Origin of the sequence: Streptomyces lanatus (genome assembly GCF_014655715.1) — a bacterium.
Lineage (GTDB): Bacteria > Actinomycetota > Actinomycetes > Streptomycetales > Streptomycetaceae > Streptomyces > Streptomyces lanatus.
This window is the reverse complement of the sequence record NZ_BNBM01000014.1, coordinates 69,121-94,248: the sequence shown is the minus strand read 5'-3', so window position 1 is coordinate 94,248 and position 25,128 is coordinate 69,121. Positions and strand designations below refer to the sequence as shown.

Annotated in this window: 23 protein-coding genes; 14 read left to right on the top strand and 9 right to left on the bottom strand. The window is 71.0% G+C overall.

The genetic code is table 11. From position 1 onward, the window contains the following. Positions 1 to 3: 3 nt before the first annotated feature. A complete protein-coding gene (locus tag IE325_RS31070; protein WP_190073437.1) occupies positions 4 to 813 on the bottom strand; it encodes an SGNH/GDSL hydrolase family protein in 810 nt (269 codons plus the stop codon). A 268-nt stretch (positions 814 to 1,081) separates the two neighbouring features. On the opposite strand from IE325_RS31070, the gene IE325_RS31065 reads away from it, so the two are divergent. The 7 genes from IE325_RS31065 (at position 1,082) to IE325_RS31035 (ending at position 10,804) form a co-directional block, all read left to right on the top strand. After that, positions 1,082 to 2,290, top strand: coding sequence for a S8 family peptidase (locus IE325_RS31065; protein ID WP_190073436.1), 1,209 nt, complete (start codon positions 1,082 to 1,084; stop codon positions 2,288 to 2,290). A 175-nt stretch (positions 2,291 to 2,465) separates the two neighbouring features. Then, a complete protein-coding gene (locus tag IE325_RS31060) occupies positions 2,466 to 2,915 on the top strand; it encodes a hypothetical protein (protein WP_229912134.1) in 450 nt (149 codons plus the stop codon). A 1-nt stretch (position 2,916) separates the two neighbouring features. Then, complete coding sequence (locus IE325_RS31055) at positions 2,917 to 4,026, top strand: GNAT family N-acetyltransferase (RefSeq protein WP_190073435.1); 1,110 nt, start codon at positions 2,917 to 2,919, stop codon at positions 4,024 to 4,026. 401 nt (positions 4,027 to 4,427) lie between these two features. Further along, the gene (locus IE325_RS31050) at positions 4,428 to 5,249 is read left to right on the top strand and encodes a glycosyltransferase family 2 protein (protein ID WP_190073434.1); all 822 of its coding nucleotides are present in this window, start codon (positions 4,428 to 4,430) and stop codon (positions 5,247 to 5,249) included. After that, entirely contained in the window at positions 5,246 to 6,232 is a 987-nt protein-coding gene (locus tag IE325_RS31045; RefSeq protein WP_190073433.1) for a glycosyltransferase family 2 protein, read from the top strand. Before IE325_RS31050 ends, IE325_RS31045 begins: the two co-directional genes overlap by 4 nt. After that, on the top strand, positions 6,229 to 7,029 hold the full coding sequence (locus IE325_RS31040) for a polysaccharide deacetylase family protein (protein WP_190073432.1): 801 nt from the start codon (positions 6,229 to 6,231) through the stop codon (positions 7,027 to 7,029). Before IE325_RS31045 ends, IE325_RS31040 begins: the two co-directional genes overlap by 4 nt. Then, positions 7,022 to 10,804 carry a lipopolysaccharide biosynthesis protein gene (locus IE325_RS31035; RefSeq protein ID WP_190073431.1) on the top strand — a complete coding sequence of 1,261 codons (3,783 nt, stop codon included), beginning with the start codon at positions 7,022 to 7,024 and terminating at the stop codon, positions 10,802 to 10,804. The genes IE325_RS31040 and IE325_RS31035 overlap by 8 nt, the downstream gene beginning before the upstream one ends. An 18-nt stretch (positions 10,805 to 10,822) precedes the next feature. Here IE325_RS31035 and IE325_RS31030 read toward each other — a convergent pair whose 3' ends face one another. Next, positions 10,823 to 12,235 carry a GH39 family glycosyl hydrolase gene (locus IE325_RS31030; protein WP_190073430.1) on the bottom strand — a complete coding sequence of 471 codons (1,413 nt, stop codon included), beginning with the start codon at positions 12,233 to 12,235 and terminating at the stop codon, positions 10,823 to 10,825. A 155-nt stretch (positions 12,236 to 12,390) separates the two neighbouring features. Here IE325_RS31030 and IE325_RS31025 point away from each other — a divergent pair, with 155 nt between their 5' ends. Both IE325_RS31025 and IE325_RS31020 read left to right on the top strand, forming a co-directional pair. After that, positions 12,391 to 13,485, top strand: coding sequence for a DUF5925 domain-containing protein (locus tag IE325_RS31025; protein ID WP_190073429.1), 1,095 nt, complete (start codon positions 12,391 to 12,393; stop codon positions 13,483 to 13,485). 15 nt (positions 13,486 to 13,500) lie between these two features. Further along, a complete protein-coding gene (locus IE325_RS31020) occupies positions 13,501 to 14,253 on the top strand; it encodes a DUF72 domain-containing protein (protein WP_190073428.1) in 753 nt (250 codons plus the stop codon). Between the two features lie 16 nt (positions 14,254 to 14,269). On the opposite strand, the gene IE325_RS31015 is transcribed toward IE325_RS31020, so the two are convergent. After that, positions 14,270 to 14,638: a GntR family transcriptional regulator gene (locus IE325_RS31015; RefSeq protein ID WP_190073427.1), complete on the bottom strand. Its 369-nt coding sequence runs from the start codon at positions 14,636 to 14,638 to the stop codon at positions 14,270 to 14,272. 71 nt (positions 14,639 to 14,709) lie between these two features. Between IE325_RS31015 and IE325_RS31010 the strand changes: the two genes are divergently transcribed. Beyond that, positions 14,710 to 15,639, top strand: a complete 930-nt coding sequence (locus IE325_RS31010) for a GNAT family N-acetyltransferase (protein ID WP_190073426.1) — start codon at positions 14,710 to 14,712, stop codon at positions 15,637 to 15,639. Then, positions 15,620 to 16,126, top strand: coding sequence for a ribonuclease FAU-1 family protein (locus IE325_RS31005; RefSeq protein ID WP_190073425.1), 507 nt, complete (start codon positions 15,620 to 15,622; stop codon positions 16,124 to 16,126). The genes IE325_RS31010 and IE325_RS31005 overlap by 20 nt, the downstream gene beginning before the upstream one ends. Here IE325_RS31005 and IE325_RS31000 read toward each other — a convergent pair. Beyond that, positions 16,123 to 16,737, bottom strand: a complete 615-nt coding sequence (locus IE325_RS31000; protein WP_190073424.1) for a class I SAM-dependent methyltransferase — start codon at positions 16,735 to 16,737, stop codon at positions 16,123 to 16,125. The two genes, IE325_RS31005 and IE325_RS31000, sit on opposite strands and share 4 nt — an antisense overlap. A 141-nt stretch (positions 16,738 to 16,878) precedes the next feature. Here IE325_RS31000 and IE325_RS30995 point away from each other — a divergent pair, with 141 nt between their 5' ends. Continuing rightward, complete coding sequence (locus IE325_RS30995; RefSeq protein ID WP_190073423.1) at positions 16,879 to 17,019, top strand: hypothetical protein; 141 nt, start codon at positions 16,879 to 16,881, stop codon at positions 17,017 to 17,019. Between the two features lie 27 nt (positions 17,020 to 17,046). Here the strand turns inward: IE325_RS30995 and IE325_RS30990 are convergent, their stop codons facing one another. Beyond that, complete coding sequence (locus IE325_RS30990; RefSeq protein WP_190073422.1) at positions 17,047 to 17,496, bottom strand: GNAT family N-acetyltransferase; 450 nt, start codon at positions 17,494 to 17,496, stop codon at positions 17,047 to 17,049. Positions 17,497 to 17,637: 141 nt separating this feature from the next. Here IE325_RS30990 and IE325_RS30985 point away from each other — a divergent pair, with 141 nt between their 5' ends. Then, complete coding sequence (locus tag IE325_RS30985) at positions 17,638 to 18,618, top strand: lytic polysaccharide monooxygenase auxiliary activity family 9 protein (protein ID WP_190073421.1); 981 nt, start codon at positions 17,638 to 17,640, stop codon at positions 18,616 to 18,618. A 73-nt stretch (positions 18,619 to 18,691) separates the two neighbouring features. On the opposite strand, the gene IE325_RS30980 is transcribed toward IE325_RS30985, so the two are convergent. Together IE325_RS30980 and IE325_RS30975 are read right to left on the bottom strand one after the other, a co-directional pair. Next, positions 18,692 to 19,564 (bottom strand): esterase/lipase family protein, encoded by an 873-nt coding sequence (locus IE325_RS30980; RefSeq protein WP_190073420.1) that lies wholly within the window; start codon positions 19,562 to 19,564, stop codon positions 18,692 to 18,694. Between the two features lie 173 nt (positions 19,565 to 19,737). Further along, positions 19,738 to 20,184 carry a MarR family winged helix-turn-helix transcriptional regulator gene (locus tag IE325_RS30975; protein WP_190073419.1) on the bottom strand — a complete coding sequence of 149 codons (447 nt, stop codon included), beginning with the start codon at positions 20,182 to 20,184 and terminating at the stop codon, positions 19,738 to 19,740. Between the two features lie 111 nt (positions 20,185 to 20,295). Between IE325_RS30975 and IE325_RS30970 the strand changes: the two genes are divergently transcribed. Further along, complete coding sequence (locus IE325_RS30970) at positions 20,296 to 20,670, top strand: cupin domain-containing protein (RefSeq protein ID WP_190073418.1); 375 nt, start codon at positions 20,296 to 20,298, stop codon at positions 20,668 to 20,670. Between the two features lie 2 nt (positions 20,671 to 20,672). Here IE325_RS30970 and IE325_RS30965 read toward each other — a convergent pair whose 3' ends face one another. Together IE325_RS30965 and IE325_RS30960 are read right to left on the bottom strand one after the other, a co-directional pair. Continuing rightward, positions 20,673 to 21,641, bottom strand: coding sequence for a DNA polymerase Y family protein (locus IE325_RS30965; RefSeq protein ID WP_190073417.1), 969 nt, complete (start codon positions 21,639 to 21,641; stop codon positions 20,673 to 20,675). Next, positions 21,638 to 25,087: a DNA polymerase III subunit alpha gene (locus IE325_RS30960; RefSeq protein WP_190073416.1), complete on the bottom strand. Its 3,450-nt coding sequence runs from the start codon at positions 25,085 to 25,087 to the stop codon at positions 21,638 to 21,640. Before IE325_RS30960 ends, IE325_RS30965 begins: the two co-directional genes overlap by 4 nt. Positions 25,088 to 25,128: the final 41 nt, after the last annotated feature.

Below are 25,128 nucleotides of genomic sequence, written 5' to 3'. Positions count from 1 at the left end.
CGGTCAGGCCGCGCCGCTGAGCACCGGCAGATAGCCACCCGACTGGCCCGCGGCCGTCGGGTGGTACGACTCGGGGATGTTGAGCCAGCTGACGGCGTGCATCCACGGGCTGCCGGAGCAGAGCTCGTGGCCGGTGAAGGCGGGCCGTACGTCGGCGAAGGTGAAGCCGTGGTCGGCGGCGCGCTTCGCGGTCGCCGCGTCGATGTAGTCGGCGGCGTCGTTGAGCGCCCTGCGCTTGGTCTCGGAGAGGCCGATGCAGCCCGACGCGCCCAGCTTGTAGAAGCGGGGGTAGCCGAGGACGACCACATGGGCGGACGGCGCCCTGGTGCGGATGGCCGTGTAGACGTTGTCGAGGCGGCCGGGGAGCGTCGAGTCGACGAACGCCTTGGCGGTGTTGATGCGGGAGACGCAGGCGCTGTCGCCCTGCAGCACACAGGTCGTCATGATGTCGGCGAATCCGGCGTCGTTGCCGCCGATCGAGATGGACACGAGTGCGGTGGCGGAGCTGAGCGGGCCGAGCTGGCTCGCGGTGACATCACCCGTTTGAGCGCCCGAGCAAGCCGTGAAGTCGAACGACGAGGGTGAGTTGGCGGCGGCCCAGAGGTACGGGTACGCCTTCGTGCTGCGCTTGCAGTCGCCGCTGGAGCCGATGTAGCTCCCCGCGCCGAGGCCCGAGGAGTAGGAGTCGCCGAGCGCCACGTACCCGCCTGTTGCGGCGGTGTCGGCGGCGTGCGCGGTGGCTGCCCCGGTGAGGGCGCTGCCGACGGCGAGGAGGAGTGAGGCGACGTATACGGAAAGTCGGGAACGTCTCATGGAACCTCCCTATAGCAGGATCTCTGCCATAACCGTCGTACCAACTACGCGTGTTGACGGGAAGTGTCCATGCCAAGACTTTTCCGGGCATCGCGACCCTCAACCTATGTGTACCCCATGAGTTTGATTTCGTGTTCATGACAACATTGTTGACAGGTCGTCAACTCTCTTGCCGGTCACGAGTGGACCACAGATCCTTTACCTCGGCTTCGAACCCCCACATGTGCGCGTACCACATTGCGCACGGCCTAGAGGAGGACTCCCTCGTATGGCACCACTGCGTAGCAACAAGCTCCGGCTCGCCGCGATAACCAGCCTGGCGACCGCCGCCCTCGTCGGCGGACTCACCGCCCTCCCCGCCCAGGCCGCCCCGGCCGAGGGCAAGGTCCTTGCCGCCGGCTCCCCCACGGCCGTCAAGGACAGCTACATCGTCACGCTGAAGAAGAGCACGGGCCTCAAGGCCGCCTCGGCCGCGGGCAAGGACGTCGTCGAGGAGTACGGCGGCACGGTGAAGAAGACGTTCACCAAGGCGCTGAACGGCTACTCCGCCACCCTCTCCGCGGCCGAGGCCAGACGACTCGCGGCCGACCCCGCGGTGGCCTCCGTCGAGCAGAACCAGCGTGTCCAGCTCGCCGACACCACTCAGACCAGCGCCCCCTGGGGCCTGGACCGCATCGACCAGGCCGCCCTCCCGCTCTCGGGCACCTACACGTACCCGGACAGCGCGGGCAGCGGCGTGACGGCGTACGTCATCGACACCGGTGTGCGCATCACCCATCAGCAGATCAGCGGTCGGGCCAGCTACGGCTACGACGCGGTCGACGGCGACACCACCGCCTCCGACGGCAATGGTCACGGCACCCATGTGGCCACCACCATCGCGGGCAGCACCTACGGTGTCGCCAAGAAGGCGAACATCGTGGCGGTGCGGGTGCTGGACAACAGCGGCTCCGGCACCACCGCGGGGGTCATCGCGGGCATCGACTGGGTGACCGACAACCACTCCGGCCCCTCGGTCGCCAACATGTCGCTCGGCGGCGGCGCCTCCACCTCGCTGGACACCGCGGTGGCGAACTCCATCGCGAGCGGCGTGACCTACGCGGTCGCGGCAGGCAACAGCAGCGCCAACGCCTCCTCGTACTCCCCGGCCCGTGTCCCCACCGCGATCACGGTCGGCGCGACCACCAGCTCCGACGCCCGCGCCAGCTACTCCAACTACGGCTCGGTCCTGGACATCTTCGCGCCGGGCTCGTCGATCACGGCGGGCTGGAACACCAGCGACACCGCGACCAACACCATCTCCGGTACATCGATGGCGACCCCGCATGTGGCGGGCGCGGCGGCGGTCTACCTGGCGGGCCACACCTCGGCCACCCCGGCCACGGTGGCCTCCGCGCTCACCGGCGGCGCCACCACCAACGCGGTCACCAGCCCCGGCAGCGGCTCCCCGAACCGCCTGCTGAAGCTCGTGCCGTGACGCACCCCCGCACCATCTGAACCAGCGGTCCCCGCAGGCCTCGCGCCCGCGGGGACCGTTCGCACATGCGTGGGGCATGAACAGATGTCAAGAGGCCGTTCGCATCTTGACGACCGACGCGGCACTGAGCCACATTGAAGCCCGGCATCCGGCGCTTCGGGGGGCAAAGTCGCCAATGCAGACCTTACGTGGCAAGACAGATATCAAGACAGCTTCGTCCAGAGGCGAGGCCGATGACGCCGAGCGTGCGCGGTCAGGGCCGGGGAGGGACCTGACACCGCTGCTCGCGGGCGCCGCGACGACCGTGGGGGTGCTCGGCGCGATCCTCGCGCTGGCCGACTCGGGCTCGCCGCTGCGCGGACCCTTCACGCTGTTCTTCCTGCTCGCGGCACCGGCCGGGGCCATCGCCGCGGCGCTGCGCGGGCTGGAACCGTTCGGCCGGACCGTCGCCGCGGTTGCGGGCGCGGTCGTCCTCAACATGCTGGTGACCCAGGGCATGCTCGCCGTGCACCGGTGGTCGGTGGACGGCGGGATCGTGGCGGTGACCGCGATCAGCGCGCTCATTCTCGTGCTCGTCCTGGTGCGGCGGCTGCGCGGCCGTACGACGCGAAGGCGGACTGACTGACGTGGACATCAGCGTGTACCGCCCCGGGGAGCTCAGCTCCGCCGACCGGGCGGCGTGGACATCGATGCAGTCCAAGGCCCATCTCCAGGGCTCGCCCGAGCTGGGCAACCCCTTCCTGTCGCCCGAGTTCGCGCTCGCCGTCGGCCGCTGCCGGCGCGGGGTGCGGATCGCGGTCGTACGGGAGGGCGGCGAGCCGGCCGCGTTCTTCCCGTTCCAGCGGACGGCGTCCGGCGTGGGCCGGGCCATCGGCCTCGGTGTCTCGGACGCCCAGGGCGTGGTGCACCGGCCCGGGTTCACCTGGGAGGCGCGGGAGCTGCTGAAGGCGTGCGGGCTCGCGGTGTGGGAGTTCGACCACCTGGTGGAGGGGCAGATGGCGTTCGGGGCCGAGGCCTCCGGCACGTTCCCGTCCCCGGTCATGGACGTCGACCAGGGGTACGAGGCGTATCTGGCCCAACTCCGGGAGCAGTCACCGAAGTTCACGCGGACGACGCTCGCCAAGGAGCGCAAGCTCGGCCGGGACCACGACGGCGTGCGGTATGTGCACGACGAGCGGGACCCGGCGGCGCTGCGCACCCTGATGGCCTGGAAGTCGGCGCAGTACCGCAGGACCGGGCGCAGCGACCGCTTCGCGCACGAGTGGATCACCCGTCTCGTGGACCAGCTGTTCCACACCCGCTCGGAGCCGTTCGCGGGGATCCTGTCGGTGCTGTACGCGAACGGCCGTCCGATCGCCGCGCACTTCGGGCTGCGCACCGAGCGGGTGCTGGCCTGCTGGTTCCCGGCGTACGACCCGGCGTTCTCGAAGTACTCGCCGGGCCTGGTGCTGCACTTGCGGATGGCGGAGGCGGCCGCCGCCGACGGGATCGCCTATCTCGATCTCGGCCGGGGCCAGAAGGAGTACAAGGACTCCCTGAAGACACGCGAGTTGACGGTGTCGGAGGGGTGGGTGACCAGGCGTCACCCGGTCGCGTTCGGACACCGGGCACGGCGTGCCCCGGTCCGGGCGCTGCGCAACACCGTGCAGACACGGCCGGAGCTCTTCGAACCGGCGGACCGGCTCCTCAAACGCATGGGGAAGATCCGTTCGGGACAAGGCCAGGGACGCGGCTAACTCCGGTCAAACCAACAAAAATGTGAGGGCTCGTTCCAGCTCTTGCCATACAGGCTCAATCGTCAATACCGTCGTACATCTCACCCGCATCGGACGGTCGCCGCGGCTCTAGGGGAGGGCTCAAGGACCGCGACGGTCCCGGCGCGGGGCGTGGTAGGGGGGTGCTCGGTGAAAGGTGTTCACACTTCGGTGTTCCCGCTTCGGTGTGCGCACCCGCGACCGGGTCGTGCCGCGCGACCGGCTGCCGCTCTTCGGGTGGTCGGCCAGAAATGCCAGCTCACCACACGCGTACGGAGATCCGTTCCTTCGTGCCGTGAGTGAGAAGAACCCCCCTTTCGAACCGGACACATAGCCGGGCCGCCCAGGGGCGGGCGGTCCACCGGACGAGAGGGACCTGACTCATGAGTTCTGTTCTGCGCCCGCCGGTCGCGGACCGCGATCCGTCACCGGCCGGCAAGTACCGGCCCATCTCCTCGCACCTGGCCATCACTCCGCCGGTGAGCGTGGTGATCCCGGCCATGAACGAGGCGGAGAATCTGCCGTACGTCTTCAAGACACTGCCGGACTGGATCCACGAAGTGGTCCTGGTGGACGGCAACTCCACCGACGACACCGTCGAAGTGGCCCGTGAGCTGTGGCCCGAGGTGAAGGTCGTGCGCCAGCGCGGCAGGGGCAAGGGGGATGCCCTGATCACCGGGTTCGAGGCGGCCACCGGCGACATCATCGTGATGGTCGACGCCGACGGCTCGGCCGACGGCCAGGAGATCGTGTCGTATGTGTCCGCCCTGGTCTCGGGCGCGGACTTCGCCAAGGGGTCCCGCTTCGCCAACGGCGGCGGCACCGACGACATGACGCCGATCCGCAAGCTCGGCAACTGGGCGCTGTGCACGGCCGTCAACCGCAAGTTCGGTGCCCGCTACACCGACCTCTGCTACGGATACAACGCGTTCTGGAGGCACTGCCTGGACAAGATCGACCTCGACTGCACCGGCTTCGAGGTGGAGACCCTGATGAACATCCGGGTCGTCAAGGCGGGCCTGAAGGTGCAGGAGATACCCAGCCACGAGTACCTCCGCATCCACGGCACGAGCAATCTGCGGGCCGTGCGGGACGGGCTCAGGGTGCTCAAGGTGATCCTGAAGGAGCGCTCCAACCGGCGTGCCCTGCGCAGCCGCAGGAACCACTCCCAGGTGATCAGCTCGGTCCGGGGAGAGGCGTCTTGAGCGGTCCCGACATCTCCGTCGTGATCTGCGTGTACACCGAGGACCGCTGGGAGGACATCCTCGCGGCGGTCTCCTCGGTGCGGGCGCAGGCGTATCCGGCGCTGGAGACGCTGCTGGTCGTGGACCACAACGCGGCGCTCCTGGACCGGCTGACCAAGGAGTACAAGGAAGCGACCGATGTGCGGGTGCTCGCCAACGCGGGCCCGCGCGGGCTGTCCGCCGGCCGCAACACCGGCATCGCCGCGTCGTACGGCGAGGTCATCGCGTTCCTCGACGACGACGCCGTGGCCGAGCGGGACTGGCTGCGGCACTTCGCCGCCGGGTACGCCGACCCGCGCGTGATGGCCGTCGGCGGGCGCACCGAGCCGATCTGGGCGTCGGGGAGGCGCCCCGACTGGTTCCCGGAGGAGTTCGACTGGGTCGTCGGCTGCACCTACCGGGGCCTGCCGCGCGGCCGGGTCAAGGTGCGCAACGTCCTCGGCGGCAACGCCTCCTTCCGGCGTACGGCGTTCGACTTCGCGGGCGGTTTCGCCACCGGCATCGGCCGCGACGGCGACCGGCTGCCGCTGGGCTGCGAGGAGACGGAGCTGTGCATCCGGCTGACCCGGGCCCGGCCCGACGCCGTACTGCTGATCGACGACCGGGCGGTGATCCACCACCGGGTGCCCGAGGCACGTGAGCACTTCGGCTACTTCCGTACGCGGACGTACGCCGAGGGCCTGTCGAAGGCGCTGGTGGCCCGAAGTGTCGGCGCCGACAAGGGACTCGAGTCCGAGCGCCGGTACGCCACCCGGGTCCTGCCGGCCGGGGTGGCGCGCGGGCTGCGGGATGCCGTACTGGCCCGGCGGGGCGGTGCGGGCCGGGCGGGCGCGATCGTCGCGGGGGTGCTGACGGCCGCCGGTGGGTACGTCGTGGGGAGTGTCCGGGTGCGCCGAGGGGGCGTTGAGTACTCGGTGGTGGGCATCGAGGGGGGAAGCAGATGACCGACGGGCGCGTGCCCATTCTCATGTACCACGCCGTCTCCACCGCGCCGAACGGCGCCACCCGCGATCTGTCGGTGGCGCCGGAGGCGTTCGCGGAGCAGATGGCGCTGATCGGCGATCTCGGCCTGACGCCGGTCCGCACGGCCGATCTCGCGGCACGCTGGCGTTCCGGCAAGCCGCTGCCCGAACGCCCGGTGCTGATCACCTTCGACGACGGCTACGAGGGCGTGCACCGGCATGCCCTGCCCGTGCTCGCCAAGCACGGCTTCGCGGCCACGGTGTTCGTCTCCACGGGCTGGCTGAAGGGCCCGCACGACATGGGCGGCGGCCTGGACACCATGCTCGACTGGGACCAGGTCCGCGAGCTTGCCGGGGCGGACGTCGAGATCGGCGGCCACAGCCACACGCATCCGCAGCTCGACCAGCTCCCGGACGACAGGCTGCGGTCCGAGCTGATCCTGTGCAAGGAGATCATCAGCGATCAACTCGGCACCGTCCCGGCCTCGTTCGCCTATCCGTACGGCTACTCCAGCCGCCGGGTGCGCGAGGCGGTGCGGGAGACGGGGTACGGCCAGGCGCTCGCCGTCAACAACGGCCTCGCGCGGCGCCGGCAGGGGCCGTACGCGCTCACCCGGCTCACCGTGCGCCGCACCACCGGCATCGAGGAGTTCGGGCGGATGGTCGAGGGCCGTGCCATCGCCCGCGCCTTCGCCAGGGACCGCGCCCTCACCAAGGGGTACGCCGTGGTCCGCAGAGCCCGACAGGTACGCCGGAAGGCCATCCGTTCCCGTGTCTGACACGACGACCACGACCGAGCCCGCCTCGACCGACGCGCAGGCGCCCGAGCAGTCGGGGCGCCGCCTTCGCCTGCCCGGCATGGGCGGGTCCTCCGGGGGCAGCCAGCTGTTCCGCAACGCCTACGCCCTGATGCTCAACACCGGCGTCTCCGCCGTGCTCGGGCTCGGTTTCTGGCTGGCCGCCGCCCGCTACTACTCCGAGTCCGCGGTCGGCCAGGGGTCGGCCGCGATCGCCGCGATGAAGTTCCTCGCGGGGCTCACCGCGGTGACCCTGACGGGCGCCCTGGCCCGCTTCATCCCCGTCGGGGGCCGTACGAGCGCTCGCCTGATCTTCCAGACGTATGCGGGCAGTTGTGTGATCGTGGCACTGGCCGCCGGCGTCTTCCTGCTGACGCTGGACCTGTGGGGGCCGTCGTACCGGTTCCTGGACGGGCCGCTGAACGGGCTGTTCTTCGTCCTGGCCGTCGTCGCCTGGAACGTGCTCACGCTCCAGGACGGGGTGCTGACCGGGCTGCGCAGCGCGGTGTGGGTGCCGGTCGGGAACACCGTGTTCTCTGCGGTGAAGCTGGGGCTGCTGGTGGCGTTCGCGGTGGCGATCCCCACCGCCGGTGTCTTCGTGTCCTGGGTCGCGGCGATCGCGGTGTCGGTGCTGCCGCTGGGCTGGCTGGTGTTCCGGCGCCTGGTGCCGCGCCACATGGCGGCGACCGAGGACCATGCCGCTCCCCCGTCGCTGCGAGAGATCGGGCGGTTCCTGGCGGGCGACTACACCGGCTCGCTGTTCTCGCTGGCCGTGGTCTATCTCATCCCCGTGATCGTGGCGGCGCAGGTCTCCTCCGAGGACAACGCGTACTTCTACATCACGGCCACCATCGGCGGCACCGTCAATCTGCTCGCCATCAACATGGGCGCATCCCTCACGGTCGAGGGCGCCCACGATCCCGGCCGGCTGGCCGCCAACACCCGCGCGGCGCTGAAGCGCATGGCGCGGATCATGCTCCCGGTCGCCGCGATCCTGTTCTTCGGGGCGCCCTGGATCCTGGGCGTCTTCGGCCCGGGTTACGCGGACGCGGCGACGCCGCTGCTGCGCTGGTTCGCGGTCGGCGGACTGCTGCGGGTCGTGATGGAGACGTACTTCGCGGTCCTGCGCGCCCAGAGCCGCACCGCCGGACTTGCGTGGCTCCAGGGCCTGTTGTGTGCCCTGGTGCTCGGTCTGACGCTGGTGCTGCTCCCCCGGATGGGCCTGACCGGCGCGGGCGTCGCCGAGATCGCCGCGCTGTCGGTGATCGTCGCGATCGCCGCGCCCAAGCTGTACCGGACCGCGCGGGCGAACTCGGCCGAGATCCCCGAGGACGCGGCACCCGACGGCGACCTCGCCGACCTGGGGGCGCGCGAGGTGCCCGAGGGGGCGCGCAAGCGGGGGCCCGGCTGGGCGCTGGACAGCGACACCCTCGCTCTCGGCATCCATGTGGACTTCGACCACCTGGAGCGGCGGCCGGATGTCCGCCCGGGTCCGGGGACACCGCCCACGGGCACGCCGCCGGTACGTCCGGAACACCGGCCGACCTGGGCACGGACACCGGAGTTCGGGCTTCCGGTGGAGGAGCGGGAGCCGGCCGAGGTGGACGCGCCGTTCGAGGCGGAGTTCGACGCGGGCAAGGGCGCCGGCGAGGAGACGGCCGTACCAGAAGAGCGCGAGGAGGCCGCCGTACCGGAAGAGCCGCCCATGCCCGAAGAGCCCGCGCCGGCCCGGCGTGAGCGGCTGCTGCCGACCCGTCTCGGGGTGATCCTGGGCTGTCTGCTGATCGCCGCGCTGCTGCTGTACTGGGTGCCCGCGCTGCGGCTCGGCGAGTCCGACCTGGACAGCATGGGCGGGCTCGGGCTGATCTCGGTGCTGCCGCCGGCGACGCTGCTCGGGGCGGCGCTGCTGGCGGTGACGTTCGCGTCGCTGCTGTGGCTGGGCCGTGAGCACCGGGCGCTGCTGCTGCTCACGCTGCTCGCGACGGTCGTGTCGCTGCACGCCCTGCCCGCCCTGATCGAGACCGAGCCGCGGTTCGCGACGGCGTGGCAGCACCTCGGCTTCCTCGACTACATCGACCGCACCGGCTCGGCGGTGCCCGACCTGGACGCGCGCTGGAGCTGGCCGGGCTTCTTCGCGGTGGCCGCGTTCACCGCGAAGGCCTGCGGGGTCAACGACCTGACCGAGGTCATCCGCTGGTGGCCGACGGCGATGCAACTGCTGTACCTGGTCCCGATGTTCCTCCTGGTACGCCATATGCGGGCGAGCTGGCGGGCCAAGTGGACCGGCATCTGGGTGTTCGTGCTCAGCGGCTGGGTCGGCCAGGACTACTTCTCCCCGCAGGGCTTCACCTACCTGCTGTATCTCGTCTTCGCGGCGATCCTGCTGGTCTGGTTCCGCGCGCCACGGGTGATCTGGACGAAGCGCCGGCCCGGCGAGCTGGAGGTCGAGCCGACGGACCGCCGTCAGCGGGCCGTACTGCTCATGGTCGTGACCGGCCTGTTCGCGGCGAGCGTCCCGGCCCACCAGCTCACGCCGTTCGTGATGCTGGGCGTGCTCACGGCGCTCGTCCTGATCGGCAGGTCCGAACTGCGCGGTCTGCCCATCCTGTTCGGTGTCATGGTCACCGTCTGGATCGGCTTCATGGCCGAGCCGTACTGGTCCGGCCACTTCGACGAGCTCTTCGGCGGGGTCGGCGGCGTGGGCGGCAATGTGACGTCGTCGGTGTCCGGCCGTATCGAAGGCGGCAGCTCCACGCACAAGCTGGTGCTGTACGTCCGCGTGCTGCTCGCCGGCGGTGTGATGGCCTTCGCCTGCTGGGGCTGGTGGCGCCGCCGCTTCCACCACTACCGCGAACGCTCGCTGCTCGTCCTCACCTTCGTGCCGTTCCTGGGCTTCGGCATGCAGTCGTACGGCGGTGAGATGGCCCTGCGGGTCTTCATGTTCGCCCTGCCCGGCGCGGCCCTCCTCACCGGCCTCGCCTTCTTCCCGCGCACCGGCGTCACCGCCAAGGAACGCGACAAGGACCGGGTGAGCCTCGCCCCGCTGGCGGCGCTGATGGCGGGCCTGGTGCTGATGGGCGGCTTCCTGGTGGCCCGCTGGGGCAACGAGCCGTTCGAGCGGGTCAAGCCCGGCGAGGTCGCCGCCATGGAGTACGTGTACGCCCATGACGACCCGAGCCTCAGACTGCTCTGGCTGAGCAGCGACCCGGTGAACGATGTGACACCGGCGATGCCATGGGGTTCGCGGGACATGGAGAAGGTGTCCTATGTGCCGACGCAGGCTCCGGTCGACCCGGTGCTGGTGTCGGGCCTGGTGAAGGCGCTGAAGGACGCGGGCCCGAACTCGTATCTGATGATCAACCGGGGTCAGGTCACCTATCTCCGGCTGGACGTCGGCTATTCGGCGACCTGGGAGACGAGGCTGCTCCAGAACCTCGACAAGCGGCAGGAGCTGAAGCGGGTCTTCGGCAACGCCGATGTGACGATGTACGCGCTGAAGAAGCAGCCCGCGGGTGCCGTCCCGAAGGCCGATCCCGGGCCGATCGGGCCGCAGGTGACCTGGACGCCGTGGTCGGTGGTCGGCGGCCTTGCGGCGCTCGCGCTGATCGTGCTGCTGATGGCCCGCGAGATCGTCCGGGTGGCTATGGCGCCGGGCGTGCGGCAGTTGCGGTGGCTGCAGAGCAGCTTCTGGTTCTCGTTGCCGCTGCTGGCGGTGTTGCTGGCTTCGTTGGTGCAGCGGTTCCTGACGATCAAGTAACGGAGGTGGGGTGGCTCCTCAGCGTTGGAGCCACCTGACCTCGTAGGCCTGCAGCTCGACCTTCTCGCCGTCGATCTTCGCGGTGGTCTGCCGGTCGAGGGTGTTCACGGCGAGGATCACCTTGTCCGTGGCGAGAACCCGGACGTCGGGCTTGTCCACGGACACCTCCTTGTACCCGGTCCCCGGCCGGAACTCCTTCCCGAACCGCGCGACCAGGTCGTACATCGGCAGCTTCGCACCGCCACGCGAGGCGTCCGTCGGCGTCCACAGACAGCCGGCGCACTCGGTGCCCTTCTCCTCCTCCGGGTTCCAGTAGAAGGCGGAGGTGGCACCTCCCTTGGCCAGCGCCATCATCCCGGCGGCCTGGACGGCGACCCGGCGGGACTCGGACCAGCCCTTGCGGTCGTCGTTGCCGTCGGCGGGCTCGACGTAGTACTCGGCCCACCACAGCGGCAGATCACCGGTCTGCTTCCGCACCCACTCCCCCACGGCCGTGAACTTGTCGGTGGCCGTGAACTCGTCGGGCAGCAGCTCGTCGTCCCGGGTGTAACTGGAGCCGTCCACGACGACGAAGTCGGCGCCCGCCTTGTGCTCGTTCCAGTACGCGAAGGCGTCGACGGTGCGCTGGTCCAGGGCACCCCAGGAGCCGGTCAGGGCCTTCGAGGCCTCCTCCGCGCGCGGGTCGACGCTGTCCATCACGAGGTAGGGCCCGCCGACCATGATGTCGGGGTTGACCTTCTTGAGCGCCTTGTAGATGAGGTTGTAGAGCTTGGTGTAGCCCTCGTAGTCCCAGCGGCCCTCGGCGTCGTTCCAGAAGCCCTTGAACTCGTTCCAGACGATGAAGTGGCGTACGTCCGGGTAGCGCTTGGCGACGGTCACGGCGAGCGCGGCGTAGTCCTCGAAGTGCTCCGGGTCGGGCGCGGTCTCCAGGGCGGCCTGGCTCCAGTCGGTGTTGTCGACGCCCGCCTCGCCGCCCTTCATCCAGTCGGGGGCGCAGCACAGGGTGACGACCGGGGTGCTGCGGGAGGCGCGGACGAAGTCGATACGGCGGTCCATCGCCTCGAAGTCGTAACGCCCCCTGACCGGCTCCGGGTTGTCGGCGCCCCAGCCCATGATGTGCTGGATCTGCGGCAGCCCCCCGGCGTCCGCGAGCCGTCCCTCGACGCGCTTGACGGCGGCGGAGGCGCCTTCGTCGGCGCTGTGCTCGGTGTGCGTGAAGCCCCAGCCGACCTCGGGATTCGTCGCGTCCGGTGTGGCGGTCGGGTTGCCGTGCGGCTTGTCGCCGTCGCGTGAGGTGCCGTCGGTGTTCACACCGTTGCCCGGAAGCGTGTTGAGGAGGGTCACGACCAGCGCCAGAGCGGCCGCGCCCACGCCGAGCAGTGCGGTGAGCCGCCACCGCCGTGCCCCCGAATTCCACCCATGACGTCCCATCAAGGACAACGGTAACGGGGGTGTCGGGCGCTGGGGCAGGTTTCGGAGGTACACAGTCCCGTAACAGGCCGCGGAGGGCGCGGGACGTGCACCGTTGGCGGGACGTGCGGCGGAAACCGGGTGCACGGGGGCGTCGCGTGCCCGATCATGGCGGCATGTCCGTGAACCCGCACGAAGCTCTGCCGATCCGGCTCAACGTCGACGACAGCGACTCGCCGTCCGACGTCGTCGACGCGCTGTTCCTCGGCCGCTTCGCGACGGGCGAGCAGCCGTACTCGCACGCGGCGAACATCGACCGCGTACGGTCCGGGGCGACGCTGCTGCCGCCGGGCGCCCGTGTGCTGCGCACCGCCCGCGACGACGACCGCAGCGCGACGCTGGCCGAGGGCGACGGCTGGACCCTGCTGGTCTCCCGCTGGAACCGGGGCGCCGACGTCACCGTGACGGCGACCAGCGAGGAGCTGGCGGAGCGGGTCCTCGGCGAGGCGACGGACGGCGCGGCCGACGAGCCCGAGCCGCAGCCGGAGAACGTCACCATGGGCTTCTGGTACGTCTCCCCCAGGCGCGGCCCGCACCGCACGACCCGGCAGATCTCGGCGGGCACCTGGGACGAGGTGCGGCCCAACTACACCGCGCCGGTCGCGGACGCCATGGACCGCCTGATGAAGACGACCCCCGAGGACATCGCGGGCCGCCTGCTCCTGCTGCACGGCCCGCCGGGCACCGGCAAGACGTCGGCGCTGCGGACCCTGGCCCGCTCATGGCGGGACTGGTGCCAGGTGGACTGCGTCCTGGACCCGGAGCGCCTCTTCAGCGACGTCGGCTACCTCATGGACATCGCGATCGGCGAGGACGACTCCACGGGCAAGGGCCGCTGGCGGCTGCTGCTCCTGGAGGACTGCGACGAACTGATCCGGGGCGAGGCGAAGCACACGGCGGGCCAAGCCCTGTCCCGGCTGCTGAACCTGACCGACGGCCTGCTCGGCCAGGGCCGCAACGTCCTCGTCGGCGTCACCACCAACGAGGACCTGGAGCGCCTGCACCCCGCCGTCGTCCGCCCCGGCCGCTGTCTGGCCCGCATCGAGGTGGGTCCGCTGACCCGCCGGGAGGCGGTGGGCTGGCTGGGCACGGACGAGGGCGTCGGCCGGGAGGGCGCCACGCTGGCGGAGCTGTACGCCCTGAAGCGGGGGACGTCGCCGACGTCGCTGCCGGATCCTCGGGACGGGGCGGACGCGGGCCTGTATCTGTAGTGCTTTGATGGATTTATGACCCTGTTCGTCGGGACTTCGGGGTGGCAGTACCGGGACTGGCGGGGCGTGTTGTACCCGCCGGACGTCCCTATACGGCTGTGGCTGGAGGAGTACGCCGCACAGTTCGCCACGGTCGAGATCAACAACGCCTTCTACCGGCTGCCGACCAGGGAGAACTTCGAGGCGTGGCGGGACCGGGTGCCGGGTGACTTCGTGGTCGCGGTGAAGGCGAGCCGCTATCTGACCCACATCAAGCGGCTGCGGGATCCCGAGGAGCCGGTGAGCCGTCTGATGTCCCATGCGGAGGGGTTGGGTGCCCGGCTCGGCCCGGTCCTGCTCCAGCTGCCGCCCACGCTACGGGCGGACGCCGGGCTGCTGGACGCCTGTCTGGAGTGCTTCCCCGCCGCGACGCGGGTCGCGGTCGAACCCCGGCACGACAGCTGGTGGACGCCTCGGGTGCGCGAGGTCCTGGAGTCCCGGGGCGCGGCCCTGTGCTGGGCCGACGTCGAGTCCCGCCCGGTGACTCCGCTGTGGCGCACCACCGACTGGGGATACGTCCGCTTCCATGTGGGCCGCGCACATGTGTGGCCGCACTATGGCCGGCAGGCACTGAAGACATGGGTCGAGCGGATCACGGAGACCTGGGCGGAGGACGAGGACGTGTACGCGTACTTCAACAACGACCCGCGCGGGGCGGCGGTGGAGGACGCGGTGACGTTCGCGAAGGCGGCACGCTCGACCGACCTGGTGGTCACCCGCACCCCCTGAACACCCGCGGGTCGCCCTACTCCCCGTAAACCGCCCGCAGGGCATCCCGTACGGCGACGAGGGCATCCGTCTCCGTCAGCCCCAGCCGGCGGGCGCGCTCCACGTACGCCTGGGCAGCCGACGCGAGCTCCCGTTCCGCCGCGGAGCCCGCCTCGGCCACGAACGTGCCGTTGCGCCCCCGCGTCTCGATCACCCCGTCGCTCTCCAGCGCCCGGTACGCCTTGGCGACGGTGTTCGCGGCCAGGCCCAGGGACTCCGCCAGGCCCCGCACGGTCGGCAGGCGGTACCCCACCGGCAGTACGCCCGCCCTCGCCTGCTCCGAGATCTGCGCCCGCACCTGCTCGTACGGCGCGGCACTGTCGTCGATGTGGATCTTCAAGGTCACAGGGCGATTGTCCCGTACCCGCCGGAAAATGAGAGGCATCCGCGCACATCCCCCACGTAGCGTGCGCCACCATGACCGTGACCGTACGCGACCTCCGCCCCGAAGTGCCCGCCGACGTCGAGCGCTTCGCCCGCAGCCGACACCTGGCAATCCCCTACGTCCTGTGGACGCCGGAAGCCATCGTCCATCGCACGACCCGCACCCACCCCGACGCCCACTACCGCTCCCTCGTCGCGGAGGAGGACGGCGAGACGATCGGCACGGCCCAGGTCGGCATCGCCCATGACAGTGGGGAGCCCGGTCAGGGTTATCTCAACATCTATGTGCAGCCGGACCGCACGCGCCGCGGCGCCGGGGACCTCCTCGTGCGCGCCGCGGAGGAGCATCTCACCGCGCTGGGTGCGACGAAGCTGTTCTCCTGGGTCCTGGACGAGCCGGGCAACCGGGCGTTCGCCGAGCGGCACGGCTACCGTGCGAGCCGCTCCGCCCACTTCCTGCGCCTGGACCTGGCGAACGGCGCGCTGCCGCCTCTCCAGGATCTCCCGCCCGGCGTGGAGCTGCGCAGGGCCGCGGACTTCGCGGACGACCCGCGCCCGATGTTCGAGTTGGACGCGGAGACGACGTCGGACGAACCGAGCGATGTCGGGGCCGATCTCACCGACTACGAGGCCTGGATCGAGGAGAGCTGGAAGCACCCACTCCTGGACCTGGACCTGACGTCGGTCGCGGTCGTCGACGGCCGCCCCGTCGCCTTCAGCGCCGCCTACACGGACCGCGCCACCCGCTACTCCACGGCGATGACCGGCACCGCCCGCGCCCACCGCGGCCGGGGCCTGGCCAAGCTCGCCAAGAACGACTCGCTGCACCGCGCCCGCGCCGCCGGCTACAAGGAGGCGTTCACGGGCAACGACGCCGACAATGAACCCATGCTGGCGATCAACCGGTGGTTCGGGTACGAGATCTGCGCGACGGAGGTCCGCCATGTCCGCGAACTCGGCTGACCGGGGCGGACGCCCGCTGGACGTGGTCCTCGTCAAGGGCGGCCGTACGAAGATCCGTTACACGGCGGAGCTGCTCGCCGACGACGGCACCCGTGTCACCGTCCGCGCCCCCTGGTCCGGCGACGGCGTGCGTGACTTCGGCTTCGTCCGGTTCGAGCCGGGCGATGTCTTCACCGAGTACTACTGGCGTGATCGCTGGTACGCGGTGAAGGAGGTCCGCGACGCGGAGGGTGTCCTCAAGGGCTGGTACTGCGACATCACCCGCCCGGCCACGCTGTCGGACGGCGAGCTGGTCGTCGAGGACCTCGACCTGGACCTGTGGCGCTCGGCCGACGGCACGGACGTACGGCGGCTGGACGAGGACGAGTTCGCGGAGAGCGGCCTGGCGGAGTCGGACCCGGAGGCGGCGGCCTCGGCGGTGGCGGCCCTGTACGAGTTGGAGGGGTTCGCCAGGGTCGAGGGCGGCCTGGAGGCACTGCTGGACTAGGCCGTCGCCACCACGGCATACCGCTCGTCTTCCACGGCCCTGCCCCACAGCCGCGGGTCGTCGGACAGGCTCTCCACACGCACCTCCAGGGCGAGCGGGGCGAGGAGGGAAGTGAGCGGTTCCGCCGGGATACCGACCGGCGAGACCGTCCCCCACACACCCTCGATCAGCACGAACCGTCCTCCCGGACGCAGCAGCCCACGCCAGTGCCGCAGCACCCGGCCCGGGTCGGGCAGCGCCCACAGCACATGCCGTACGAGCACCACGTCGAACCGCTCCTCCCCCACCGGCGGCGCCGCAGCGTCGCCCCGCAGGAACACCGCGTCACGCCCGGCGAGCTTGGCGCGGGCGAGGGCGACCATCGCGGCGGATCTGTCCACGCCCGTGACCCGGTGCCCCTGCTCGGCCGCGAGGAGTGACAGGCTGCCTGTGCCGCAGCCGAGATCGAGTACGTCGGACGCGCGCTCGGGCAGCCATGACCGCAGTCTGGCGGCCCATGCCTGGCGCACTTCGGGGTCGCGCAGGCCGTGGTCCGGCTCGTCGTCGAAGGTGGCGGCGGCCTTGTCCCAGTCCGGTTCCGTCCCTGTGAGGGCGTGTTCACCGTTCGTCATGAGGCCAAGAGTGACACCCGCCACTGACAGTCCGATCGTGACACCCGCCACTGACAGGGCCCGCGGCGATGAGGAACTCTCCCCGAAAGGGTCTACCTCCGTGACAACGCGGAACTTGGGTAGGCACTGAAGGAGGCAGCCATGCGCCGCACAACCGTGCAGAAGCCCCTGAAGAGCAAGACGGAAGCCCGCCGCCGGCTCCGGGAGGAGGCGGACGATTCGCCGTCGGGACGACCGGAGGTCCGCAAGGACATCGCCCGGACCTGGTGGCCGGAAGGCTGAAACGCCCCGCCGGGCGGGCGAGACGCGTCAGTCGAGGCGCTTGCGGTAGTGGATGCGGTCGTACGGCCCCTCCACGCGACGCTCGACGACCTCGTACCCGTACTTCGGGTAGATCTTCTGGTTCTCCCACATCAGCGCGTTCGTGTAGAGCCTGACCTCGGGCAGGCCCAGCGCACGCGCGCGTGCGTCCACGAAGTGCAGCAGCCGTCGCCCCACGCCCTGGCCATGGGCATCGGGGTGGACGGCGATGTTGTCGAGGAACAGATGGTCCTCGTGCACTTCCAGGACGACGAGCCCGATCACGGGATCGCCCGTCACGAACACCTTCCCCTCGGCCACGTTCGCCGCGTGGTCCGCGAGCATGGGCACCGGGATCCGCCCGATGCGCTCGATGTAGTGCGTGTAGGCCGCGTCGGTCACGGCTTTGACGTCCGGTGCGTCGGCGGCCGTGGCGGGCCGGATCTCCTCGTTCGTCATGGCATGCACGCTACCTACCTGATCTCAGTCTGAGCACTCCCTTAAGGCGACCCTAAAGATCGCCGCGAACCCCCTGCGACAGGCGAATTCACGGTTTCTTGGATCCGGCACCCATCCGCATCGGTTCCAAGGAGATCCCCCATGCCCGCACGCCGCACGGCCGCCACCGTCGCCGCCCTCGGCCTGACCCCGCTCGCCCTGACCGCCCTCGCCGCCGCGCCCGCCTCGGCGCACGGTTCGATGGGCGATCCGGTCAGCCGGGTCTCGCAGTGCTACGCGGAGGGCCCGGAGAGCCCGAAGTCCGACGCGTGCAAGGCGGCGGTCTCGGCGGGCGGCACCCAGGCCCTCTACGACTGGAACGGCATCCGCATCGGCGACGCGGCGGGCCGGCACCAGGAGCTGATCCCGGACGGCAAGCTGTGCAGCGCGAACAGCGAGGCCTTCAAGGGCCTCGACCTGGCCCGCGCCGACTGGCCGGCGACGAGCGTGAGCAGCGGGTCGTACACCTTCAAGTACCGCGTGACCGCCCCGCACAAGGGCACCTTCAAGGTGTACATCACCAAGGCGGGCTACGACCCCTCGAAGCCGCTGGCCTGGGGCGACCTGGATCTGGCGAACCCGGTGGCGACGGTCACCGACCCGGCGGCGTCGGGCGGCTTCTACACGTTCTCCGGCACCCTTCCCGAGCGCTCGGGCAAGCAACTGCTGTACGCGGTCTGGCAGCGTTCGGACAGCCCGGAGGCGTTCTACTCCTGCTCGGACGTCACGTTCGGCGGCGGGACCACCCCTGGCGGCTCCGACAGCGGGCCCGCGCCCGCCCCGAGCGCCTCCGCGCCCTCCGAGGAGCAGATCGAGGACGGCGCCGGCCAGTCCACGATCGAGCACCACGGCCACGGTGACCAGGACGCGAGCACTTCGGCGGAGCCGGTCGCGGCGCCTGAGGACACGCCCGCCAACCAGCCGAAGGCGGCGGGTGCCGGCGAGAACCTCGCCGAGACCGGCGGGGACAGCGGCACGGCGTATCTCGCGATGGGCGGTGCGGCGACCCTGGCGCTGGGTTCGGCGGTTCTGTTCGCGTCGGTGCGCAGGCGGGCGACCGGAGGCGCCCGCCACGGCCGCTGACGGGAAGGGCTCCGGGGCCTGAACGGCGGCTCAGGCCGGTCAGGCCCCGGCGATGTGTTCCGCGCTCATGTGCTCAACCGATCACGGACACGCAGGTGGTGGGGCTGGCGTGGGCCGGGTCGAGCGCGTTGGCCACCTCGTGGAAGGCGATCCGGTCGGTGAGGCCGATGAGCGCGTGCTCGGACAGATCGACCGCGCACAGGTCCTGGATCAGGACGTTCTTGACGTCGGGCCCGTTCAGGAACTGGGTCCGCCACGGCGTGACCACCTCGTCGTACTTGGTGGCTATGACCGTGTAGCGCACCCCGGGGACGGTGTCACCGCCCGCGTTGAGCCTGGTCATGAACTCGGATCCGACGACCTGCTGGGCGAGGGCCGGGGTGGCGGTGCTGAGCAGGTCCTCGGCGCCGGGGAAGTACGGCAGCAGGTTGGCGAGCCCGGACAGGGTGGTGCCGTGGTTGTTGGGCGCGATGCCGACGAGGGCGTTCACCTTGCCGGCACCGCCGAGGAACTTGAGGTAGTAGCGGGGCATCATGCCGCCCTGCGAGTGGCCGACGAGGTCGGCCTCGGCGGCGCCGGTCGCGGCGAGCACCTTGTCGACATAGGCGGAGAGTTGCTCCGCCGACTTGTCGATGGGGCCGAGGGCATGGAAGAACGGCACGCCCGAGAGCTGGCCGTAGTCGAGGGAGAAGACGCAGTAGCCGCGGTTCTTGAGGTAGGGCGCGAGTCCCAGCCAGTTGTCGACGGAGTTCGCGAAGGTGCCGTGCACGAGGACGACGGGGCGGGGGTGCGCGGCGGACGGCTTGCAGGAGTAGTCGTTCCAGCCGCTGCTGGAGGTCGCGGCCGTCTCGGCGGCCTGGGCGGTGGTGGCGGCGGGGACGACGGCGACCGCGGCGGTCAGGAGCAGCGCGGCCAGCGGTCTGAGCACTCGTTTCCAGGGCAGCATCGGGTGATCTCCTTGCGGCTCAAGGGAGGTACGACGGCCTTACGCCCTGTGATCCGGATCACGAGGATGCTGTTCACTCGTCAAGTTACGGGCGAGTAGTAGACGTGTGAAGTTACGCGTCAGTAAAAACTTCCAGTGATAGTCAGAGACGGTTCACAACCACTGATGAACCCTCACCAGGCAGGCCGGATGGGCCCATACGGTGCGATGCGCGCCAATTGCCCGAGCAGCGCCCGCACCTCACCCTCGCCGAGCACATCCCCCCACCCCCGCACGACCTCCGCCGCCGCCTCCTCGGCCGCACGAGTACAGGCCCACCCCCGCTCGGTCAGCACGATCAACCGCGCCCGCGCGTCCCCGGGATGCGGCCGCCGCTCGGCGTACCCCTTGCGCACGATCTCGTCGACGAGCTGGCTCGCCGCCTGCTTGGTCACCCCGAGATGGACGGCGAGGTCGGTGGCGGTGGCGCCGTCCGGGGCGAGCCGGGCGAACGCGAAACCGTGCGCGGGCCGCACCCCCTCGAAACCCCGGGCGACCACGCCCTCATGGATGCGCTGCGTGAGCTCACCGGCGACGGCGAGCAGGGTGGCGGACAGGGCCATGGCTTCGGAGTTCTGCACGCAGGCATTGAAACACCCTTGACGAATCGGTCAAGCAGCTTGACCATAGCCACATATGGTCAAGCTGCTTGACCATCTTTCATCTTCCCTCACCGTCGACAGGAGGCACCCATGCCTGTGATCCGAGCGTCCGAAGCCGTCACCCACGAGATCCACGGCGCCCGATTCGTCTCGTACGCCACCCCTCTGACCGGCAGCAAGGAGCTGTGCGCCTGGCGCGGCGAGATCCCTGCGGGGACCAAGGCACCCGCGCACACCGTCAACCGGGAGGAGATCCTGCATCTGCTCGACGGCGAGCTGCTGATCACGCTCGACGGCCGCACCGACCGGATCGCGGCCGGCGACACCCTGATCATCAACCCCGGCGCGACCCTGACCGTCCAGAACCCGACCGAACGGACCGCCGTCACCTGGGTCACCACATCCATCGGCCTGACCGCCGAACTGGCCGACGGCACGCTCATCACGCCGCCATGGGCCAACTGACGCTACGCGGCCAGCGACCCCGGCATCACAGCGTGCGGCCCGAACTTCGCCCGCGCGCGGTCCGCGACCTCCTCGATACGCCGGGCCTTCTCGTCGAGCGGGTCGAAGGTGAGCTGGTAGGAGGCCTGCTCGGCGGGGTCGAGCCCCTCCGCCCGCAGGGCGACGGCCCGTACCCGGGCGCGCTGGAGGCCGAGGGCCTCGTACATGCCGTACGCCGCCCTGGTCAGCGCCGCCGAGTGGGCCGTCGGTTCCTTCAGGGTGCGGCTGCGGGTCGTCGAGGAGCGGTCGGCGTAGCGGACGGTGAGGGCCAGGGTGCGGCAGACCTTGTCCAGGGCGCGCAGCCGGGCGCCCAGTTCCTCGGCGGCCGAGAGCAGGGCACGGCGGTGCCGGTCGGGGTCCAGCTCGTCGCGGGTGAAGGGCCGTTCGGTGGCCAGCGACCGCGACACACCGTTCGGCACGACCCGGCCCCGGTCGACACCGCCCGCCTTCTCCCGCAGCTCACGGCCGGCCTTCACCCCGACCAGCCGCTGGAGCGTGGACAGCGGCGCGGCGGCGACCAGGCCGAGGGTGTCGAGGCCGTACTCGCACAGGGTGCGGGCGGTCGCGGCGCCGACGCCGGGCAGCGCGGCGACGGGCTTGTCGGCGAGGAACCCCGGGACGGCGTCCTCGGGAACCGCACAGGTCACCCCGGGCCGCGCCTCCCCCAGCGCCACTCGGGCCAGCATCGGCCCGGGCCCGGCGCCGATCACGCAGTCGACCCCGTGATGGGCGAGGGCGCGCACCCGGATCACCGACGCCAGCTCGACCGCGTCGCGCCCGAAGTACCGCTCGGCGCCCCGCAGATCGGCCAGCGCCGCATCCGGTGGCAGCGCCTGGACGACCGGCGTGAAGTCCTCCAGCAGCCCGAGCAGTCCGGGCAGGGCCGCCTCACGCGTCGGCGGCAGCTGAAAACGTACGCAGAGGATGGTCATCCCGCACTCCCCGGACTCTGGTGCCACAACTTCCGTACCTGTGAAGGCTCTTGACCCGCCGGTCGTAGATCGGCCCACGGGTTCATTTCGTATCCGGTGGGCATTTGGATTCGTCGGCCGCGCGCCGGATCCCCGTCGTCCCCGGCCGGTGCCGCCACCGGCTCCGCCAGCCGCGCCGCCACCTCGTCCAGGCCGCCCTCGGCGCGCAGCTCGACCAGCTCGGCGAGGTTCCAGGCGGCGGAGCCCACCACGCTCAAGCTGCGCGGCCCGCGCCGCTGCACGACCCCCCGCACCAGCAGCAGCCAGGAGTGGAAGACGGTGTGGGCGCAGGCGTCGTGCGAGTCGTCGAAGAACGCGAGATCCACCAGGCCCGTCCCGTCGTCCAGGGTGCTGAAGATGACCCGCTTGCCGGACCGGATCGGCGGCGTCTGGGTGGCCGCCTTGGCCCCCGCTACCAGCACGGTCTCGCCGTGCCTGGCCTCCCTCAGCCGCCGCGCCGAGACGACGCCCAACTCGTCCAGGAACGCCCGGTGGTCGTCCATCAGATTCCGCGAGGCATCCATCGACAGCACCCCCAGCTCGGCACTGAGCCGCTCCGCGGAGGTGAGGTCGGGCAGTCCGGCCGCGGCGGTCTTCCGCCCGCCGGCCAGCGGGAGCTGTCCCCCGCCGCCGCCCTTGCCCCGGGCGCCCCGGTGCAGTTCGGTCAGATGCAGTTGCAGATCACGCCGGTTGGCCCCGAAGGCGTCCAGCGCGCCGACCTGCGCGAGCCGCTGGGCCAGCGGACGGCTGGGCCGGCCCCGCTCCCAGAAGTCGAGCAGCGAGGCGTACGGCTGCCCGTCCGCGATCCGGGCCGCCTCGGCCTCGCTGATGCCGTGCACGTCGGAGAGGGCGAGCCGCAGCCCCCAAACCCCTTTCACACCCCGGGATTCAGACACCAGTTCGATACGGTGGGCGACTCCCGACACATTCACGTCCAACGGCAGGATCGGCACCCCACGCCGCCGCGCGTCCGCCAGCAGCAGTCGCTTCGGATACATCCCGGGGTCATGGGTGAGCAGCCCGGCATAGAAGGCGGCCGGGTGATGGGCCTTCAGCCAGGCCGACTGATAGGTCGGCACGGCGAAGGCGACCGCGTGCGCCTTGCAGAAGCCGTACGACCCGAAGGCCTCGACGATCTCCCAGGTCCGCCCGATGGTCTCCGCGTCGTACCCCTTGGCCGCCGCATGCTGCGCGAACCACACCCGGATCCGCCCCTGCGACTCGGGGTCGGACAGCCCGCGCCGCACCCGGTCGGCCTCGTCCCGCCCGCAGCCGGTCATGATGTGCACGATGTCGATGATCTGCTCATGGAAGACGACGACCCCGTACGTCTCCCGCAGCGGCCCCTCCAGATCCGGGTGCGGATAGCGGATGGGCGCCCGCCCGTGCCGCGCCTCGATGAACGGCCGCACCATGTCGGCGGCGACCGGTCCGGGCCGGAAGAGCGAGATGTCGACGACGAGATCGTGGAAGGTGGCCGGCTGGAGCCGCCCGACCAGATCCCGCTGCCCCGGCGACTCGATCTGGAAGCAGCCCAGGGTCTCGGCGGACCGGACGAGCCGATAGGTGGCCGGGTCCCCGTCCTCCACCCGGTCCAGATCGATCCGCTCCCCCGTGGCCCGCTCCACCTCCGCGACGGCGTGCGCCATCGCCGACTGCATCCGCACGCCCAGCACATCGAGCTTGAGCAGCCCGAGGTCCTCGACGTCATCCTTGTCGAACTGCGACATGGGGAAGCCCTCGCCGCTGGTCGGCATGACGGGCGTACGGGAGAGCAGCGAGGCGTCCGAGAGCAGCACCCCGCACGGATGCATGGCGATGCCACGCGGCAAGGCATCAAGCGCCTCGACCAGCTCCCACAGCCTGCCGTACCGCTCCCGCTCCCCGGCCAGTTTCCGCAGCTCGGGCAGTTCCTCGAGGGCCGCGCGGGCGTCGCGCGCCCGGATGTGCGGGAAGAACTTGGCGATCCGGTCGATGTCGGCGGGGTCCATGGACAGGGCCGCGCCCACGTCCCGTACGGCATGCCGCACCCGATAGGTCTCGGGCATGGAGACGGTGGCGACCCGCTCGCTCCCGAACCGTTCGATGATCGCGCGATAGACCTCCAGCCGCCGCGCGGACTCCACGTCGATGTCGATGTCGGGCAGCACCGGCCGCCGCTTGGACAGGAAGCGCTCCATCAGCAGCCCGTGCTCCACGGGGTCGGCGTGCGCGATGCCGAGCAGATGGTTGACGAGCGATCCCGCGCCGGAGCCACGCGCGGCCACCCGGATCCCCATCTTCCGTACGTCATCCACGACTTGGGCGACCGTCAGAAAATAGGAGGCGAACCCGTGGTGGGCGATGATGTCCAGTTCCTGGTGCACCCGCTCCCAGTACGCCCGCCGCCCGTCGTAGCCGCGCAGCACCATGCCCGCCACCGCCCGTGAGGCGAGCGCCCGCTGAGCGGTACGGGCTCCGGCCCCGACGAGGTGCGGCTCGGGAAAGTGGACGGTGCCCATCCCGAGATCGTCCTCGGGATCGACAAGGCACTCGGCGGCGGTCGCCCCGGTCTGCTCCAGCAGCCGGTACGCGGTGTCACGCCGGAAGCCCGCGGCCTCGACGACCCGCTCCGCGACCCGGGCCATGTCACCCGCGCCCTTGAGCCAGGCCTCCCCGGAGTCCAGTTCCTTGCCGGCGCCGATGGGCACGAGCCGTCGCGCGGCGTCCAGTACGTCGGCGACCGGCCCCAGCCCGGGGTCGGCGTAGCGCACCGCGTTGCTCAGCACGGGCCGCACCCGCTGCTCGGCGGCGAAGCCGACGGTACGGGCGGCCAGCCGCAGCGAGCCCGGACCGGTGCCCTTGCGCCCGTGCCAGACGGCCTCCAGTCGCAGGGAGTCGCCGTAGACCTCCCGCCAGGGCACCAGCAGCCGGGCCGCCCGATCGGGACGCCCGGCGGCGAGCGCGCGCCCGACGTCGGAGTCGGCGCCGAGCAGCACGATCAGGCCGTCCCCCCGGTTGTCCTCCCGGGGCAGCATCGGCGGCCCCTCCCCGCCATGCGCGGCCGAAACGATTCGGCAGAGATCGCCCCACCCCCGGGCCCCGTCCCTCCCGAGAAAGGTGACCCGAGGCGTCGAGTCATCGACGAAGGCCCCGCCACGCACCGGAACCCGCCGCCGCCCGCCGGCCTCCTTCACCCCCGAGGGCCCGAACCCCTCCACGGCCAGCTCCACGCCGAACAGCGGCCGCACCCCGGCCCCCGCACAGGCCTTGGCGAACCGAACCGCGCCCCCGAGCGAGTCACGATCGGTGAGCGCCAGGGCGTCCATGCCCCGCTCGGAGGCACGCTCGGCCAGCCGCTCCGGGTGCGAGGCGCCGTATCGCAGGGAGAACCCGGAGGCGGTGTGCAGATGCGCGAAGCCCGACACACGCACCTCCCGCTCCGGCGAGCCCGGGGCCGGTACCCGGA

Bases quoted from the DNA above. Each gene is read 5' to 3' on its own strand.
- IE325_RS31070 (WP_190073437.1), bottom strand. From the start codon at position 813: ATGAGACGTTCCCGACTTTCCGTATACGTCGCCTCACTCCTCCTCGCC.
- IE325_RS31065 (WP_190073436.1), top strand. From the start codon at position 1,082: ATGGCACCACTGCGTAGCAACAAGCTCCGGCTCGCCGCGATAACCAGC.
- IE325_RS31060 (WP_229912134.1), top strand. From the start codon at position 2,466: ATGCAGACCTTACGTGGCAAGACAGATATCAAGACAGCTTCGTCCAGA.
- IE325_RS31050 (WP_190073434.1), top strand. From the start codon at position 4,428: ATGAGTTCTGTTCTGCGCCCGCCGGTCGCGGACCGCGATCCGTCACCG.
- IE325_RS31040 (WP_190073432.1), top strand. From the start codon at position 6,229: ATGACCGACGGGCGCGTGCCCATTCTCATGTACCACGCCGTCTCCACC.
- IE325_RS31030 (WP_190073430.1), bottom strand. From the start codon at position 12,235: ATGGGACGTCATGGGTGGAATTCGGGGGCACGGCGGTGGCGGCTCACC.
- IE325_RS31025 (WP_190073429.1), top strand. From the start codon at position 12,391: ATGTCCGTGAACCCGCACGAAGCTCTGCCGATCCGGCTCAACGTCGAC.
- IE325_RS31020 (WP_190073428.1), top strand. From the start codon at position 13,501: ATGACCCTGTTCGTCGGGACTTCGGGGTGGCAGTACCGGGACTGGCGG.
- IE325_RS31010 (WP_190073426.1), top strand. From the start codon at position 14,710: ATGACCGTGACCGTACGCGACCTCCGCCCCGAAGTGCCCGCCGACGTC.
- IE325_RS31005 (WP_190073425.1), top strand. From the start codon at position 15,620: ATGTCCGCGAACTCGGCTGACCGGGGCGGACGCCCGCTGGACGTGGTC.
- IE325_RS31000 (WP_190073424.1), bottom strand. From the start codon at position 16,737: ATGACGAACGGTGAACACGCCCTCACAGGGACGGAACCGGACTGGGAC.
- IE325_RS30995 (WP_190073423.1), top strand. From the start codon at position 16,879: ATGCGCCGCACAACCGTGCAGAAGCCCCTGAAGAGCAAGACGGAAGCC.
- IE325_RS30990 (WP_190073422.1), bottom strand. From the start codon at position 17,496: ATGACGAACGAGGAGATCCGGCCCGCCACGGCCGCCGACGCACCGGAC.
- IE325_RS30985 (WP_190073421.1), top strand. From the start codon at position 17,638: ATGCCCGCACGCCGCACGGCCGCCACCGTCGCCGCCCTCGGCCTGACC.
- IE325_RS30980 (WP_190073420.1), bottom strand. From the start codon at position 19,564: ATGCTGCCCTGGAAACGAGTGCTCAGACCGCTGGCCGCGCTGCTCCTG.
- IE325_RS30970 (WP_190073418.1), top strand. From the start codon at position 20,296: ATGCCTGTGATCCGAGCGTCCGAAGCCGTCACCCACGAGATCCACGGC.
- IE325_RS30965 (WP_190073417.1), bottom strand. From the start codon at position 21,641: ATGACCATCCTCTGCGTACGTTTTCAGCTGCCGCCGACGCGTGAGGCG.